This window comes from Sulfitobacter sp. M85 (assembly GCF_029285915.1).
Classification (GTDB): Bacteria; Pseudomonadota; Alphaproteobacteria; order Rhodobacterales; family Rhodobacteraceae; genus Sulfitobacter; species Sulfitobacter faviae.
This window is the reverse complement of record NZ_JABECQ010000001.1, coordinates 743,089-758,663: the sequence shown is the minus strand read 5'-3', so window position 1 is coordinate 758,663 and position 15,575 is coordinate 743,089. Positions and strand designations below refer to the sequence as shown.

Genomic DNA, 15,575 nt, shown 5'->3' with positions numbered 1-15,575 from the left:
ATATACAGACGTTGATCCATCGAATGAACCAAACCGCCCACATATCTCTTCAGATATCAAATTTTCAAACAGCGTTGAGACAAAAGAAACTGAGATGCGCCCTAACTTCTTGGCGCGCCCCGCCTCTGATACCTCGAATTCTTATCCGCCTCGTGATCCGAACCACCGCGTCTCCGCTGCCGTCCGCCCCGTCTGGCGCCCCAGCGGTGCGTCTCAGCGCCGCCGGTAGAGGGGGTTCTAAGGTGAGTGGGACAAAGCCGCAAGCCGTTTTTTGAAGTTTTGTGCAGTTTTTGTGAAAGCCTTATAAAAGCCCTTCAGAACAGTGATTTATGGCATGCGAGACACTGCAGAGGTTAACGTAACCCCCCCTAATATGCCGCCGTTATGTTAACGCCATCAGTTATCCACATGCCACAGCCCGGAATCGCGCGTTTCAGACGCGTGAATCACGACCCTTGTTGCCCCTTCCGAGTCGCCCATCCCCGCGGGCCTTTCTGCCAAAGGCCCCCAAACGGCAGCCGATAGATCAAAAGCCCCGCGACAAGGCCGGCATAGACCAACGGCTCCAGCTGAAACCCTTTCGCCAGCCATAGGAAATGTAGGGCTGCCAAGAGCGCTGCTACATAGGTCAGCCGGTGGAGCTTGCGCCAACGCGCCCCCAGCTTCCGCAGCGACCAGTTGTTGGATGTGGCCGCCAGCGGCACAAGGCAGAGGAACCCCGCCATGCCGATGGTGATATAGGGCCGTTTGAGAATATCCGCCCAGATACGCGACAGCCCTTGCACGTCGAGCAGCGCCCAGACAGTCAGATGCGCCAGCGCATAGACGAAGGTCATCACACCGAGCGCCCGGCGAAAGCGCAGCAGATTCACCCCAAACACCCGGCGCAACGGGGTGATCGCCAGACCGGCGATCAGCAGGCGCAGCGCCCATAGACCATAGAGGTGTTCGAGCCCCTTTACCGGATCGCGCCCCAGCCCGCCGGTGAGCCCTTGGTAAAAGAACCACGGGATGGGTAGGGCCAGCAAAAGATAGACCACCCAAACCGGAATGCGGCGGGTGGCCCTGTTCAGGGCATCGGCCAGGCGCGTCATGCTGCGGCCACGCCAGACTGAGGCGCTTGGGCGAAAGGACGGGGCATATATATCGCGGCAGGCATCAGAAGTTCGCCGTCAGGTCCATACCCTCGTAAAGCGACGCCACCTCTTCTTCGTAGCCGTTGAACATCAGCGTCGGCTGGCGCCGTGCGAAGAGCCCGCCGCCGATGGGGCGCTCATCGGCCTGCGACCAACGCGGATGGCTGACCTTGGGGTTCACGTTGCTGTAAAAACCATATTCTCGCGGCGCGGCCTTGTTCCAACTGGTGGGCGGCTGCGCGTCGGTGAGCGTGATGCGCACCACGGATTTGATGGATTTATACCCGTATTTCCACGGCACGACCAACCGCAGCGGCGCGCCGTTCTGGTTCGGGATGTCTTTGCCATAGATGCCGGTGGCCATGATCGTCAGCGGGTGCATCGCCTCATCCAGCCGCAGCCCTTCAACATAGGGCCAGTCAAGCACGGGGAAACGCAGGCCCGGCATCTCTTCGGGGCGGTAGGCGGTTTCAAAAGCCACGTATTTCGCGCCGGATTGCACCCCGGCCATATTGAGCAGATCGGCCAGTTCGAATCCGTTCCACGGCACCACCATCGACCACGCCTCGACACAGCGCAGCCGGTAGATGCGCTCTTCGATGGTCATCGCCTTCATGATATCCTCGAAAGCGTAGTCGCCGGGCTTGTCGACCATGCCCGCGATGGTCACGGTCCAAGGGGCGGTCGTCAGCGCGCCTGCGTATTTCGCGGGATCGTCCTTACCAGTGCCGAACTCGTAGTAATTGTTGTATTGGGTGATGTCTTCGTAGTTATTCGGGGTCAGCCCCTCTTGGGCCGCGGCCCCCTGCCCCAGCCCGGCAAGGCCCAGCCCCGCCATCGCACCGCCCATGATCTGCCGCCGGTTGAGGTATTGCGCCTCGTCGGTCACGTCACGGTCCGTCAGTCGATTGATCCAGCGATTGGCCATTTCAGCGCTCCCTACTATACTCATGCAAAGTTAGCGCCCGCCGGAAGCCATACCAAATCCTTTCGCCCGGATTTCAGCCAGCACACCGGAATGTCAGGCGCCGTTATTCAAAGGAGTGCCGCCATGATCCGTTTTCTTTTCGCCGCCGGTCTGATTTGGGCCAGCGCCGCCCAAGCGGATGAGATGGTCACCTATACCACCGACCAGAGCTTTGGTGATGTGACCTTCGGGGTGGAGAACGCGATCCTGAACCAAGGGCTCATCCCCGAGAACGTCAGCCATGTCGGTGAGATGCTCGACCGCACCCGCGCCGATGTCGGGTCGGACGTGGTGCTGTTCGAGGCGGCGGAGGTGTTCAGCTTTTGCTCGGCCGCGCTGTCGCGCAAGGTGATGGAGGCGGATGTGATGAACATCGGCTTTTGCCCCTACGACATTTTCGTCATGCAATTGCCCGAGAGTGACGAAGTGACCATCGGCTACCGCGCTTTCCCCGACGGCGCGATGCAAGAGGTGCAAAGCCTGCTGGACGAGATCGTGAAAGAGGCGATTGGAGAGTAGGTCCCCTTCCAGATTAAAAAAGGGCCGGAAAATCCGGCCCTTCTCTTCATCGCATAACGGTTAGTGCACCGTTGCGTCATCCGGCTTGGGCCGGTTTGATGCGGCCACTTGATCGCCGATGATCAACCCATCGGCCCCGGCGCGGACGGTGACGGTATCGCCATCCTTCACATCCCCGGCCAAGAGCATCTCGGCCAACGGATCCTGCACGGTGCGCTGGATCACCCGCTTCAAAGGACGCGCCCCGAAGACCGGGTCATAACCCTCATCCGCCAACCACTTGCGCGCGGCCTCATCCAGATCGAGCGTGATCTTCCGCCCGGCCAGCCGTTTGAGCAGCCGTGCCATCTGAATATCGACGATCCCGTCCATATCCGCACGGCCCAGACGGTCAAAGATGATCGTCTCGTCCAGACGGTTCAGGAACTCCGGCCGGAAATGCGCCCGGACCGCATCCATCACGTCACGCTTGGCCGCCGCCATATCGCCGCCCTCGGGCAGTTGGCTCAGCGCCTGCGCCCCGAGGTTGGAGGTCAGCACGATCAACGTCTGTTTGAAGTCAACCGTGCGGCCCTGACCATCGGTCAGCACACCATCGTCGAGCACCTGCAAGAGCACGTTGAAGACATCGGGATGCGCCTTTTCGACCTCATCGAAGAGCACGACCTGATAGGGCCGGCGCCGCACCGCTTCGGTCAGCACACCGCCTTCGTCATAGCCGACATAGCCCGGAGGGGCACCGATCAGACGGGCCACGGCATGTTTCTCCATAAACTCCGACATGTCGATGCGCACCATCGCATTGTCATCGTCAAAGAGGAACTCGGCCACGGCCTTGGTCAGCTCGGTCTTGCCCACACCGGTCGGCCCGAGGAAGAGGAAGCTGCCCAACGGGCGATTCTCATCGTTGAGCCCTGCCCGCGCGCGGCGCACCGCATTCGCCACGGCCTTCACGGCGGCGTTCTGCCCGATCACCCGATCATGCAACTGCTCTTCCATTCGCAGCAGCTTGTCGCGCTCACCCTCAAGCATTTTGCCCGCCGGGATGCCTGTCCAACGCTCGACGACGGAGGCAATCTGGTCGGGGCGCACGGCCTCTTCGACCATCATGTCATCCTCGCGGCCCTCGGCAGCTTCAAGGTCGCGTTCCAACTGCGGGATCACGCCATAAGATAGCTCGCCCGCGCGCGCGAGGTTGCCTTCGCGTTTCGCGATGTCGAGTTCGGCTCGCGCTTGGTCGAGCTTCTCCTTGATGTCACGCGCGCCGGCCAGCTTGTCACGCTCGGCCTGCCACTGCGCTGTCATCTCGGCGCTGCGGTCTTGCAGATCGCTCAGGTCTTTCTGCAAAGCCTCCAACCGATCCTTGGACGCGGCATCGTCTTCTTTCTTCAGCGCTTCGGCCTCGATCTGAAGTTGCAGGATCTGACGGTCCAGCGCATCCAGTTCTTCAGGCTTGCTATCGACCTCCATCCGCAGACGGCTTGCCGCCTCGTCCATCAGGTCGATCGCCTTGTCGGGCAGGAAACGGTCGGTGATGTAGCGATGGCTGAGCGTCGCCGCCGCGACCAGCGCGGTGTCGCTGATGCGCACGCCGTGGTGCAGCTCATACTTCTCTTTAATACCGCGCAGGATCGAGACAGTGTCTTCCACCGTCGGCTCCTGCACGATCACCGGCTGGAACCGCCGCGCGAGCGCCGCGTCCTTCTCGACATATTTGCGGTACTCTTCGAGCGTGGTGGCACCGACACAGTGCAGCTCACCCCGCGCCAGCGCAGGTTTCAGCAGGTTCGACGCATCCATCGCGCCATCGGCCTTACCGGCACCGACCAGCGTGTGCATCTCGTCGATGAAGAGGATCACCTCGCCCGCGGCTTCGGTCACCTCGGTTAGCACGGCTTTCAAACGCTCTTCGAACTCACCGCGGTATTTCGCGCCAGCGATCAGCGCGCCCATGTCGAGCGCGAGCAAACGCTTGTTGCGCAGGGATTCAGGCACGTCACCATGCACGATGCGCAGCGCCAAGCCTTCGGCGATGGCGGTCTTACCGACGCCGGGCTCACCGATCAGCACCGGGTTGTTCTTGGTGCGGCGGCTCAGCACCTGCATGGCGCGGCGGATCTCTTCGTCCCGGCCAATGATCGGGTCGATCTTGCCCTCTTCGGCCCGCGCGGTCAGGTCGAGGCTGTACTTCTCCAGCGCCTCATAGTTGTCTTCGGCAGTGGCGCTGTCGGCCTTGCGGCCCTTGCGCACATCATTGATGGCGGCATTAAGCCCTTGGGCGGTCACCTGCCCCGCTTCTAGCGCCGTCTTTGCGCCGGATTTCACCATGCAAAGCGCGGTCAGAATGCGCTCGACAGTGACGAAACTATCGCCTGCTTTCTTGGCAATCGCTTCGGCCTCGGCCAGCACCTTGGCGGTGGTGCCGTCCAGATAGACCTGCCCCGCATCGCCGGTGACTTTCGGGATCTTGCCAAGCGCCAGGTCAAGCGCCTGCACCACGCGCGCCCCGTCGCCGCCCGACGCGGCAATCAGATTCCGCGCAAGCCCTTGGTCGTCGTCCAGCAGTGCTTTGAGGACATGTTCCGGGGCGAGCCGCTGGTGGCTTTCCCGTGTTGCAATGGTCTGCGCCGCCTGAATGAAGCCGCGCGATCTTTCCGTGAACTTGCTCAAGTCCATGGGTCTCTCCTTTTCTACAAGCGCTCTAAAATGCCGCGCCCGATATGTGGCACGCGGCGGTCTGAGCCTCGGTATCAATTTGGGAAGCGGTGCTGCCGGTTCAAGACCATCCAGATGCAAAATACCGCCGAGAGCGGCGCCGCCAATAGGAAGAAATCAGCCAATAAGGCAAAAATACGGCAATTTTGAGACATAAAATACATCTCTATGTTACTGATATAAATACATTGTTAACCTTTATCCACAGAAGCTGTAACCATAATGAAACCATTTTGCCGCCTCTCGCGTTTACCCAGCAGAGGAGAGCAGGACGAAGCAGCCTGCCAAGGTTCAGAAGAACGCAAGAGGTGAAACGATGCAGACGCGCCCGATCCAGTTGACAGATGTCACCTATAATGCGGCCACTCAGTGTTTCGAAGCGCTGGTGACCGTCCAAGACGGGGAGCAGCTGCGCCGTTACGCCTGCGCCATCGATGCCCCGATCACCATGTCATACCACGATGCCGCCGACGGGCTGTCCCGTCAGGCGCTTCGCCGTCACGCACAAAAGCGTGGCCTGAGTTCCGATGTTCTGCGCCACGTCCCCGCACAGCGGGCCGGACGCCGCAGCTTCGACCCGCTGCGTTGGCTGGAAGAGGTCATGCACCTCCCCGGTCGCGACGCGGCTTGACCCCCTTCCGCGCGGCGCCTGCCTGCCGCGCGGCTGCCCGCGGACCTGCCGCCACCTCATCTGTCCCGATGTGGCGTTCCGCAAACCAGAGACCAGTGCCTGCCTGCTAAGTCTCTGATCACTTGGCCCGGACCCGCTCAGCGGTGTTCGGGCCTCTTTTTTGCGCCCTCCCCGCATGAATGATGGACTTGCCCCGCGCCGCGGCGTAGGTCAAAGCCGTTTGAAATTTGGCAGGAGCCCTCGCATGTCTGATGACCGTCTGATTGTCGCCCTTGATGTTCCCCATGCGGTCGCGGGGCTGGAACTGGCCGAAAAGCTCGGCGATGCCGTGGGCTTTTACAAAATCGGCCTGGGCATGCTGACCGGCGGCGGCTTGGCCTTGGCCAATGAGCTGAGGCAAGAGCATGGCAAGCGCATCTTCCTCGATATGAAACTCTTTGACATCGGCGCCACTGTAGAGGCGGCAGTGCGGGGCCTCGCGCAGTTCGATCTGGATTTCCTGACCGTCCACGGCGACCCGCATGTGGTGGCTGCGGCCAAACAGGGGGCCGCGGGCACCGATATGAAAATCCTAGCCGTCACCATCCTCACCTCGCTGGACCGCGCCGATCTTGACGCTGCGCTGATCCAGCCGGGCGATCTGGGCGATCTGGTGCTGACCCGCGCAGGCCGGGCGCTGGACGCGGGCGCGGATGGGGTCATCGCCTCCCCCCAAGAAGCCGCCGCGATCCGCGCCCTGCCCGAAGCGCGCGGCAAGCTGATCGTCACCCCCGGCGTGCGCCCCCAAGGGGCTTCATTGGGCGACCAGAAACGCGTCGCCACACCAGGGCAGGCCATCGCGGACGGGGCCGATCACATCGTGGTAGGCCGCCCGATCTGGCAGGCCGAAGACCCGGCCGCCGCCGCCCGCGCCGTGCTTCAGGAAATTTCCGAAGGTTAACAACGGGCTCGCCCCCGCCTGTAGCAAATCGACCACAGAGCGCTGACATGCGCCGCGAGCGCTTCCATCAACGTTAGGCGAAAACCGCCTCACATGTTATGTTGAACTCAGGTGATACTCCCCGACGAACTGGTTCTTCCTGATGTTCGTCACCTCCCCCCGCTCACGCAGGCGGGGGGCCTTTATTTGCCCGAAACCTTCGTGTCCGCAAGATAGACCCGCAAGCGGTCCTGAAAGGCGGGCACGGCGCGGGGATGGTTGAGAAACTCCGCCACGGTCATCAAGCGCCAGCGCTGCCCCTCGTCGCCAAAGACGATCTGGGCCTCTGCCTCGGCAGGCAAGCGCGCGACGAAGAACCATTTGATCCGCCCGCCCTCGTCAAAGCTGCCCTCCCAGATTACGGCATCTTCAGGCACCACGATCCCCAGTTCTTCGCGGCATTCGCGCAGGGCGCAGGCCAGCGGGGTCTCCTCCCCCTCGCGCCCCCCGCCGGGAAAATCCCAGTGATCGGCGAAGAGCAGCCCCGGCAGATCGTCGCGCAGGATCACGGCCAACTTCTCCCCAAGGTAGAGCGCGAGCTTTGCGCCATCAAAGACCATGTTCAATCCCTCGCGATCTGGTTAGAATCGTCGCCCGAACCCTGCCCTCCCGGTGTACCCATGGCTACCCTCTGTCGCGATTGTCTGACTGAAATCCCGCCGTCGCGGCGCTGTCCGCGCTGCGGCAGTCCGCGCGTGCTGTCCCACCCGGAACTCTTTGACCTCTCCATCGCCCATATGGATTGCGACGCCTTCTATGCCTCGGTCGAAAAACGGGACAATCCCGAACTCGCGGGCAAACCCGTCATCATCGGCGGGGGGCGGCGCGGGGTCGTGTCGACCGCCTGCTATGTCGCGCGCATTCGCGGCGTGCGCTCCGCCATGCCGATGTTTCAGGCGCTCAAGCTTTGCCCCGAGGCGGTGATCATCAAGCCGCGGATGGAAGTCTATGTCGAAGCCTCCCGCGCGATCCGCCAGATGATGGAAGAGATGACCCCGGCAATCGAGCCGCTGTCGCTGGACGAAGCCTTTCTCGATATGACCGGCACCGCGCGGCTGCATGGCCAGCCCCCGGCGATGATGCTGGCGCGGCTTGTGCGGCGGATGAAGACCGAACTGGGGCTGACCGGCTCCATCGGGCTGAGCCACAACAAGTTTCTGGCCAAAGTCGCCTCGGACCTCGACAAGCCGCATGGGTTTTCCGTCATCGGCGCGGGGGAAACGGCGGACTTTCTGCGCGACAAACCGGTGGGCATGATCTGGGGCGTCGGTGCCGCCACCCAGACCGCACTGGAAAAGGCCGGCATCCGCAGCTTTTCCGATCTCTTGCGGTGGGAACAGACCGATCTCATCGCGCGCTTTGGCAGCATGGGGGACCGGCTGTGGCATCTGGCACGGGGCCAAGACACCCGCCGCGTCTCTCGCCACCGCCCGGTGAAGTCGATCAGTAATGAAACGACATTCTCCGACGATACGGGCGATGCAGAGATTCTGGACGGCCATATCTGGCGTTTGGCAGAAAAGGTGGCGGACCGCGCCAAGGCGAAAGAGATGGCGGGCCGGGTGGTGACGCTCAAGCTCAAACGCGCCGATCATACCGTCCTGTCGCGCCGCCTCTCGCTGCATGATCCGACCCAATTGGCCGACCGGATTTACCGCACCGCCCGCGCCCTCTTCGACCAAGTCGATCACCAAAGCGCCTATCGGCTGATCGGCGTGGGCCTCTCCGAACTGTCGGGCGCCGAGGGGGCGGATATGGCGGGCGATCTGCTCGACCCCGGCGCGGCACAACGCAGCCGCGCGGAACGCGCCGCCGATAGCATCCGCAGCCGTTTTGGTGAAAAGGCCATCGTCAAAGGCCGCGCGCTGCGCTGAGCCTACTCCGCGGCGAGCGGAAGCCGCTCCTGCCCGATCTGGGCCACCTCGGCCACGACGCGTTGCAACGCCGCCTGTACCGCCTCGAAAGCGCCATTGGGGCGAATCAACCGCTCGTTCATGTAAAGCGCACGATCGATCTCGACCTGCACTGCATGTTGCCCGCGCGACGGGCGGCCATAGGCTTGGGTGATATAGGCCCCCGCGAAGGGCGAATTGCGCGTCACGACGAAGCCCGCATCGACGAAAGCCGCTTCGATCCGGTCGACCACCTCGCCCCCCGCCGCCGCGCCGAAACGGTCCCCCAGCACGACATCGGGCCGCCGCATCCCGCCGCGGGCCACGCCGTCCATCGCCTCATGCGGCATGGAATGGCAATCGACCAGCACCGCTTGGCCATGGCGGCGATGGGCCCCGCTCAGCAACTCCTGCAATTTGGCGTGATAGGGCCGCCAGTAGCTGTCGATTCGCAACTGCGCCTCTTCTTGGGTCAGTTTGCCGCGATAAATTGCCCGGCCATTGGCCACCACACGGGGAATCACCCCCAGCCCCGAAGCCACGCGCGGGTTGTGCCCCTGCCGCGGAATGCCTTCGATGACCGACGGATCGAGTTCCTCCGGCGCGCGGTTAAGGTCGATATAGGCCCGCGGTGCCCCTGCCTTGATAAAAGAAGCGCCATGCAGCGGTGCGCAGTCGAACAAGAGATCAACAAAGGCATCCTCGGACGACCGGATCGCATGTTCATCCAAAACCGACCGCCGCAGGAAAGACGCCGCATAATCCCGCCCCGAATGAGGCGACGCAAAGACCACGCAGGAGTGGTTTCGGTCCGGATGCAGTACTTCGTAAGCGGTCATCGGCATAATAAATTCCTCTAAGTCGAACATAGCGTGTTTATTCCGCGCCAAAAGCCCTTGATCCCGCCGCCGACTCCTTTTATAGGACCCCAACGGCGCGAAATTTCGCGCCCCATTTAGTTTTGGGGCCGATATGGAAACGCTGAAAAGTGGGTGATTAGCTCAGCGGTAGAGCACTTCGTTGACATCGAAGGGGTCACTGGTTCGATCCCAGTATCGCCCACCATTTATTCATCGACCCGCCCTTGGCGGGTTGCCCGCAACCCAGGCGCTGGCCCGCGCCACGACATGAGGAGACGACCATGAAGGTTCGCAATTCGCTCCGCTCGCTCAAGAATCGGCATCGCGATTGCCGTGTTGTGCGTCGCAAAGGCCGCGTTTACGTCATCAACAAGACGCAGCGCCGGTTCAAAGCCCGTCAGGGCTGAGCTTCGCAGCTTTGTAGAATTAAAGGCCGCTCCTTCCGGGGGCGGCCTTTTTCGTTGCGGATAACTGCTTGCAACCCCGGCTCAAAACCCCACCTTCAAGGCAGGCTTGAATAACAAGGAAAACCATCATGTCGGACACGCCCGAATATACGCCCCCCAAAGTTTGGAAATGGGAATCAGAGAGCGGCGGCAAATTCGCCAGCACCAATCGGCCCATCGCCGGCGCGACCCATGACAAGGAACTGCCAGTTGGGGAACACCCCTTCCAGCTTTACTCCCTCGCCACGCCCAACGGGGTCAAAGTCACGGTGATGTTCGAAGAGCTGCTGGCGGCGGGCTACAAAGCGGCGGAATATGACGCGTGGTTGATCGATATTTCCGAGGGCGATCAGTTCGGCTCCGGCTTTGTCGAGGTGAACCCCAATTCGAAAATCCCCGCGCTGCTGGACCGTTCCGGAGACACGCCGCAGCGGGTCTTCGAATCGGGGGCGATCCTGCTCTATCTCGCCGAGAAATTCGGCGCCTTCCTGCCCCAAGACCCCGCCCGCCGGACTGAGGCGCTCTCGTGGCTCTTCTGGCAGATGGGCAGCGCGCCCTACCTCGGCGGCGGCTTTGGTCATTTCTATGCCTATGCGCCCGAGAAGTTCGAATACCCCATCAACCGTTTCGCGATGGAGACCAAGCGCCAGCTTGACGTGATGGACAAGCATCTGGCCGAGCACGCGTATTTCGCCGACGAATACTCCATCGCCGATATGGCGATCTGGAGCTGGTATGGGCAGCTGGTTCTCGGTCGGCTCTACTCCGCGGCGGAATTCCTCGATGTGACCTCTTACAAGAACGTGATGCGTTGGGCCGAGGCGATTGACGCGCGCCCTGCCGTGACGCGGGGCCGGATGGTCAACCGCGCCTTCGGCGATGACCTGTCGATGCAATTGCACGAGCGTCACGACGCCAGCGATTTCGACACCAAGACCCAAGACAAGATCGGCAGCAAAGACTGACCACGCAGCCCCCCGGCCCGGCTTGGCCGGGGGCTTTCCAACCAATTCTGGCGGAATTGGTTGCAGGAAAGGGTGAAATCTGTTTCTTACTATTTCAGTCAAGTTATCCCAATGGAACAGGACCCTGATATGACCTTCTGCAAAACATCGACTGCCGCCGCCGCGCTGATGGCGCTGGCCCTTCCTGCGCTGGCCGATGGCGAGTTGAACCTCTACTCTTCGCGTCACTACGACACCGATGAGCGGCTCTACTCCGACTTTACCGAAGCGACCGGCATCACCATCAACCGCATCGAAGGCAAGGCCGACGAACTGCTGGCCCGTATGGAAGCCGAAGGCGCGAATTCCCCCGCCGACGTCCTGCTGACCGTGGACACAAGCCGCCTCAAGCGTGCCAAGGACATGGGCCTGCTGCAAGCTGTTGAGAGCGAGACGCTGGAAGAGCGCATCCCCTCCAACCTGCAAGACGACGACAACCAGTGGTTCGGCCTGTCGCAGCGCGCGCGGATCATCTTCTTCAACAAAGAGACAATGGACAACCCGCCCGAGACCTACATGGACCTCGCCGATCCGGCGTACAAAGGTCAGGTCTGCATCCGGTCCTCGACCAACACCTACAACCAGACCCTGCTGGCCTCCATCGTGACCCACGAGGGCGAAGAAGCCGCGACCGAATGGGCGCAGGGCGTGGTCGACAACATGGCGCGCGCCCCGCAGGGCGGCGACACCGACCAGCTTCGCGGCATCGTTTCCGGTGAGTGCGACATCGCGGTCTCCAACAGCTACTATTTCGCCCGTGCGATCCGCACCGATGTCGATGGCGTCAGCGCCGATATCGGCAAGATCGGCGTGATCTGGCCGGATCAGGAAGGCAACGGCGCGCATATGAACCTCTCGGGCGGCGGTGTGGCCAAGAACGCGCCGAACCGTGAGAACGCGCTGAAATTCCTCGAGTATCTTGCCTCGGATCAGGCGCAGGTCTACTTCTCGGCGGGCAACGACGAATTCCCCACCGTGGAAGGCGTGGAACTGGCCGACAGCGTGAAGCAGCTGGGTGAGTTCAAGGCCGACGACGTGAACCTGTCGGACGTGGCCGAGAACATCGGCACCGCGCAGAAGATCTTTAACTCGGTCGGCTGGGAATAATCAGTACGACAATCGCGCAGGAGGCGGGCTTTCGGGCCCGCCTTTTTTATGTGCTGTGCTGCCTCCAAACGCCCTGCCCGGCGCCACGGCGGGCATCGCCCTCCCTCCCCCCGGAGGGCGATTTTGCAACGCTGGGTCCTGACGCAGCGCCTGCGCCCTCGGCAAGGGCATTGCAGAAAGCAGGCCGATCATCGCCCCCTAGGGAGGGCGCTGCCCTCATCGTTCCCGGCCCGGAATCAAGCCGCAGGCGCCGGGCCATCGCCTGCCAGTCCCCACGGGGAGGCGCTGGCCCTCGAATTCTACCGCTGCCGCCCCACCTGACGGCAGATCAGGATCACCGGCAGCAACCCCATTGCCACGATCACCAAGCTCGGCACCGCCGCCCCATTGAGCCGCTCATCACTCGCCAACCGATACGCCTGCACCGCAAGCGTGTCATAGTTGAACGGCCGCATGATCAGCGTCGCGGGCAGTTCCTTCATCACGTCGACGAAGACGATCAGCAGCGCGGTCAGCAGGCTGGGCGCGAGGATCGGCAGATGCACCCGGCGCAACGTACCCAGAGGCGTCTGCCCCAGCGAGCGCGCAGCGGCATCCATATTTGCATGCACCATGGACTGCCCGCCCTCGTAGGCGCCAAGCGCCGCGGCAAGGAAGCGTACCAGATAGGCCAGCACCAGCAGCCAGATCGACCCGGTGATCAGAAGCCCGGTAGAGATGTCGAAGGTCTCGCGCATCCAAGCGTCAAGCGCGTTGTCGAAGGCCGCGAAAGGCACCAGCAGACCCACCGCGATCACCCCGCCCGGCACCGCGTAGCCAAGCCGCGCCACATAGGCCGCACCCTGCGAGACCCGTCCCGGGCGCAGCCGCCGGTAAAACCCCACACTGATCGCCGCCAGCACCGTCAGCACCGCCGCGACCCCCGCAAGCGTCACCGAATTGCGCATGAAACCGAGGTAGCGCGGGCTGAACAGGCTTTGCTCACTGTCGAGCCCCATGGTCACGAGGATCACCACCGGCAACACCGCCCCAAACAGCACCGGCACCCCGCAAAGCACAATTGCCGCCGCAGCCTGCCAGCCTTTCAGCTCGGCCGGCGGCGCGGATTGGGTCCGGCGGGCGGGGTCGTGATACTTGGCCTTGCCGCGCTGTGCGCGCTCCAGCATCGCCAGCAGCAGGGCGAAGCTCAGCAGGCAAAGCGCCAATTGCGCCGCCGCCGCGCGGTCGAACATCGAAAACCAGCTGGTGTAGATGCCGGTGGCGAAGGTCTGCACGCCGAAATAGGCCACGGTGCCGAAATCGGCGATGGTCTCCATCACCGCCAAGAGCACGCCGCCCGCAATCGCGGGTCGGGCCAGCGGCAGGCTGACCTTGAAAAACGCGGCCCATGCGCTGGAGCCGAGGGCGCGGGCGGCCAGAAAGGTCGTCCCGCTCTGCTGCAGGAAGGCGGCGCGCGCCAGCAGATAAACATAGGGATAAAGCACCAGCACCAGCATCGCCGCCGCCCCGCCGAGCGAGCGGATCTCGGGGAACCAGTAATCGCGCGGCCCCCAGCCGGTGACGTCGCGCAGCACCGTCTGGACGATGCCGGGATGGTCCAGCACATGGGTATAGGCATAGGCCAGCACATAGGCCGGGAAGGCCAGCGGCAGCACCAGCGCAATCTCTAGAAACTTCGCCCCCGGAAAACGCGTCATCGTGACCAGCCACGCGGCCCCCACACCGATGGCGAAGGTGCCCAGAGAGACCAGCAGCACCAAAAGCAGCGTGGTCACCGTGTAGCGCCCCAGCACCGTGTCGATCAGGTGCTGCACCGTCTCCGTCCCGCCGCTGAGGGCGGCGATCAGCACCGCCAGCATCGGCAGCGCGCAGAAGAGGGCCACGGTCAGGGCAACGCCCGATAGCGCGCGCAGCCCGTCGCGGGCGCGGCGCAGGTGGGGCGTCTCGGTGGAGGCGGGGTTCAGCGTCATGCGCTCTATTTCGACGATTTCACTCGGAAATGCCAGAGGGCGCGACGCCGCGCCTCAGTCGTAGCTGCGGGTATCCTCGATCACCAGCCCGTCGCGCGGCAGGCTGCCGGGGGCGACCAGTTCGACCCGGCCCTTGAGCTTGAGCAGATCGGCCACGGATTGGGCATAGCGTTCCTTGTCCTCTCCGGCGGTCTCGATCTGCACCGTCATGACATCGGCCTCGCCTTCCCGGCTGGCGATGACGCGGGCTTTCTCGATCTCGTCGTGCTGGGCGACCAGCGCCGCCACCTGCTCGGGCCGGACGAACATGCCCTTGATCTTGGTGGTCTGATCGGCGCGGCCCATCCAGCCCTTGATCCGCATGTTGGTGCGCCCGCAGGGGCTTTCGCCCTCCAGCACGGCACTGAGATCGCCGGTGGCGAAACGGATAAGCGGGTAGTCGGGGTTCAACGTGGTGACCACGACCTCGCCGACCTCGCCGGGAGCCACGGGAATGCCGGTGCCGGGGGTGACGATCTCGACGATGACCTGTTCATCGACGATGAGCCCCTCCATCGCAGGGCTTTCATAGGCGATATTGCCCAGATCCGCCGTGGCATAGGATTGCAGGCAGGTGATGCCGCGCTCTTGATAAAAGGCGCGCAGGCTGGGGAACAGGGCCCCGCCGCCGACCGCCGCCTTGGTGATGTTCAGCGTCACCCCCATGGCATCGGCCTTCTCGAGAATCACCTTCAGGTAATCCGGCGTGCCGGCATAGGCGGTGGAGCCCACGTCCCGCGCGGCGGTGACCTGAAGTTCGGTCTGGCCGGTGCCCGCGGGCAGCACGGTGGCCCCCACGGCCCGCGCGCCGGACTCGAAGATCATGCCAGCGGGGGTCAGGTGGTAGCCAAAGCAATTGTGCACCACGTCGCCCGCGCCAATTCCGGCAGCATGCAAAAAGCGCCCCATGCGCCACCAGTCGGGATCGTTGCTCGACGGCTCATAAATCGGACCGGGCGACTGGAAGACATGGGAGAAGTCATGCACCGGCTTGGTGGTGAAGCCACCGAAGGGCGGCTGGCCCGCCTGCGCCTTGCCCAGTTTAGATTTGCGCAAAACCGGCAGATCGGCCAGCGCTTCGGCGGAGGTGATCTGCGCGGCATCAATCCCCTTTAGCGTGTCACCATAGCCCGGCAAGCTCTGCGCGCGGGCGATCTGCTGCGGCAGAGCCTGCGCCAGATCGGCCGCCCGTTGGCCGGCGCTGCGGGTTTCCAGATCGTCGAAATGGGGCTTGGTCAGCATCCCTGTCACTTTCCTGCTATGGCATCACTGGAGAGGGCATAGGCCCGCTCAGGTCTCGTCTTGGTCTT

General features: G+C 63.0%; 14 protein-coding genes and 1 tRNA gene. 8 read left to right on the top strand and 7 right to left on the bottom strand.

From position 1 onward, the window contains the following. Nucleotides 1–446 precede the first annotated feature (446 nt). Both msrQ and msrP read right to left on the bottom strand, forming a co-directional pair. Nucleotides 447–1,094: a protein-methionine-sulfoxide reductase heme-binding subunit MsrQ gene (gene msrQ / locus HKX24_RS03835; protein WP_271692958.1), complete on the bottom strand. Its 648-nt coding sequence runs from the start codon at nucleotides 1,092–1,094 to the stop codon at nucleotides 447–449. Between the two features lie 64 nt (nucleotides 1,095–1,158). Further along, the gene (gene msrP / locus HKX24_RS03830) at nucleotides 1,159–2,064 is read right to left on the bottom strand and encodes a protein-methionine-sulfoxide reductase catalytic subunit MsrP (RefSeq protein WP_271692957.1); all 906 of its coding nucleotides are present in this window, start codon (nucleotides 2,062–2,064) and stop codon (nucleotides 1,159–1,161) included. Nucleotides 2,065–2,187: 123 nt separating this feature from the next. Between msrP and HKX24_RS03825 the strand changes: the two genes are divergently transcribed. Beyond that, nucleotides 2,188–2,622, top strand: coding sequence for a DUF302 domain-containing protein (locus tag HKX24_RS03825; protein ID WP_271692956.1), 435 nt, complete (start codon nucleotides 2,188–2,190; stop codon nucleotides 2,620–2,622). A gap of 60 nt (nucleotides 2,623–2,682) precedes the next feature. On the opposite strand, the gene clpB is transcribed toward HKX24_RS03825, so the two are convergent. Then, on the bottom strand, nucleotides 2,683–5,298 hold the full coding sequence (clpB, locus tag HKX24_RS03820; RefSeq protein ID WP_271692955.1) for an ATP-dependent chaperone ClpB: 2,616 nt from the start codon (nucleotides 5,296–5,298) through the stop codon (nucleotides 2,683–2,685). Nucleotides 5,299–5,653: 355 nt separating this feature from the next. Here clpB and HKX24_RS03815 point away from each other — a divergent pair, with 355 nt between their 5' ends. Together HKX24_RS03815 and pyrF are read left to right on the top strand one after the other, a co-directional pair. Continuing rightward, entirely contained in the window at nucleotides 5,654–5,968 is a 315-nt protein-coding gene (locus tag HKX24_RS03815) for an orotidine 5-phosphate decarboxylase (RefSeq protein WP_271692954.1), read from the top strand. A 244-nt stretch (nucleotides 5,969–6,212) separates the two neighbouring features. Continuing rightward, nucleotides 6,213–6,908, top strand: coding sequence for an orotidine-5'-phosphate decarboxylase (gene pyrF, locus HKX24_RS03810; RefSeq protein ID WP_271692953.1), 696 nt, complete (start codon nucleotides 6,213–6,215; stop codon nucleotides 6,906–6,908). A 182-nt stretch (nucleotides 6,909–7,090) separates the two neighbouring features. On the opposite strand, the gene HKX24_RS03805 is transcribed toward pyrF, so the two are convergent. Beyond that, nucleotides 7,091–7,507, bottom strand: coding sequence for an NUDIX hydrolase (locus tag HKX24_RS03805; RefSeq protein ID WP_271692952.1), 417 nt, complete (start codon nucleotides 7,505–7,507; stop codon nucleotides 7,091–7,093). Nucleotides 7,508–7,567: 60 nt separating this feature from the next. Here HKX24_RS03805 and HKX24_RS03800 point away from each other — a divergent pair, with 60 nt between their 5' ends. After that, nucleotides 7,568–8,821, top strand: a complete 1,254-nt coding sequence (locus tag HKX24_RS03800) for a DNA polymerase IV (protein ID WP_271692951.1) — start codon at nucleotides 7,568–7,570, stop codon at nucleotides 8,819–8,821. Between the two features lie 2 nt (nucleotides 8,822–8,823). Here HKX24_RS03800 and HKX24_RS03795 read toward each other — a convergent pair whose 3' ends face one another. Beyond that, nucleotides 8,824–9,684, bottom strand: a complete 861-nt coding sequence (locus tag HKX24_RS03795; RefSeq protein ID WP_271692950.1) for an N-formylglutamate amidohydrolase — start codon at nucleotides 9,682–9,684, stop codon at nucleotides 8,824–8,826. Between the two features lie 145 nt (nucleotides 9,685–9,829). On the opposite strand from HKX24_RS03795, the gene HKX24_RS03790 reads away from it, so the two are divergent. The 4 genes from HKX24_RS03790 to HKX24_RS03775 all read left to right on the top strand — a co-directional run bounded on the left by HKX24_RS03790 (nucleotide 9,830) and on the right by HKX24_RS03775 (nucleotide 12,256). After that, nucleotides 9,830–9,904: transfer RNA gene (locus HKX24_RS03790), tRNA-Val, on the top strand. Nucleotides 9,905–9,980: 76 nt separating this feature from the next. Then, entirely contained in the window at nucleotides 9,981–10,106 is a 126-nt protein-coding gene (gene ykgO, locus HKX24_RS03785; RefSeq protein WP_005850168.1) for a type B 50S ribosomal protein L36, read from the top strand. A 128-nt stretch (nucleotides 10,107–10,234) separates the two neighbouring features. Beyond that, entirely contained in the window at nucleotides 10,235–11,110 is an 876-nt protein-coding gene (gene yghU, locus HKX24_RS03780) for a glutathione-dependent disulfide-bond oxidoreductase (protein WP_271692949.1), read from the top strand. A 129-nt stretch (nucleotides 11,111–11,239) separates the two neighbouring features. Further along, nucleotides 11,240–12,256, top strand: a complete 1,017-nt coding sequence (locus HKX24_RS03775) for a Fe(3+) ABC transporter substrate-binding protein (protein WP_271692948.1) — start codon at nucleotides 11,240–11,242, stop codon at nucleotides 12,254–12,256. Between the two features lie 299 nt (nucleotides 12,257–12,555). Here the strand turns inward: HKX24_RS03775 and HKX24_RS03770 are convergent, their stop codons facing one another. Both HKX24_RS03770 and HKX24_RS03765 read right to left on the bottom strand, forming a co-directional pair. Beyond that, nucleotides 12,556–14,226: an iron ABC transporter permease gene (locus HKX24_RS03770; protein ID WP_136720266.1), complete on the bottom strand. Its 1,671-nt coding sequence runs from the start codon at nucleotides 14,224–14,226 to the stop codon at nucleotides 12,556–12,558. A gap of 54 nt (nucleotides 14,227–14,280) precedes the next feature. Beyond that, nucleotides 14,281–15,507, bottom strand: coding sequence for a phenylacetate--CoA ligase family protein (locus tag HKX24_RS03765; protein WP_271692947.1), 1,227 nt, complete (start codon nucleotides 15,505–15,507; stop codon nucleotides 14,281–14,283). Nucleotides 15,508–15,575: the final 68 nt, after the last annotated feature.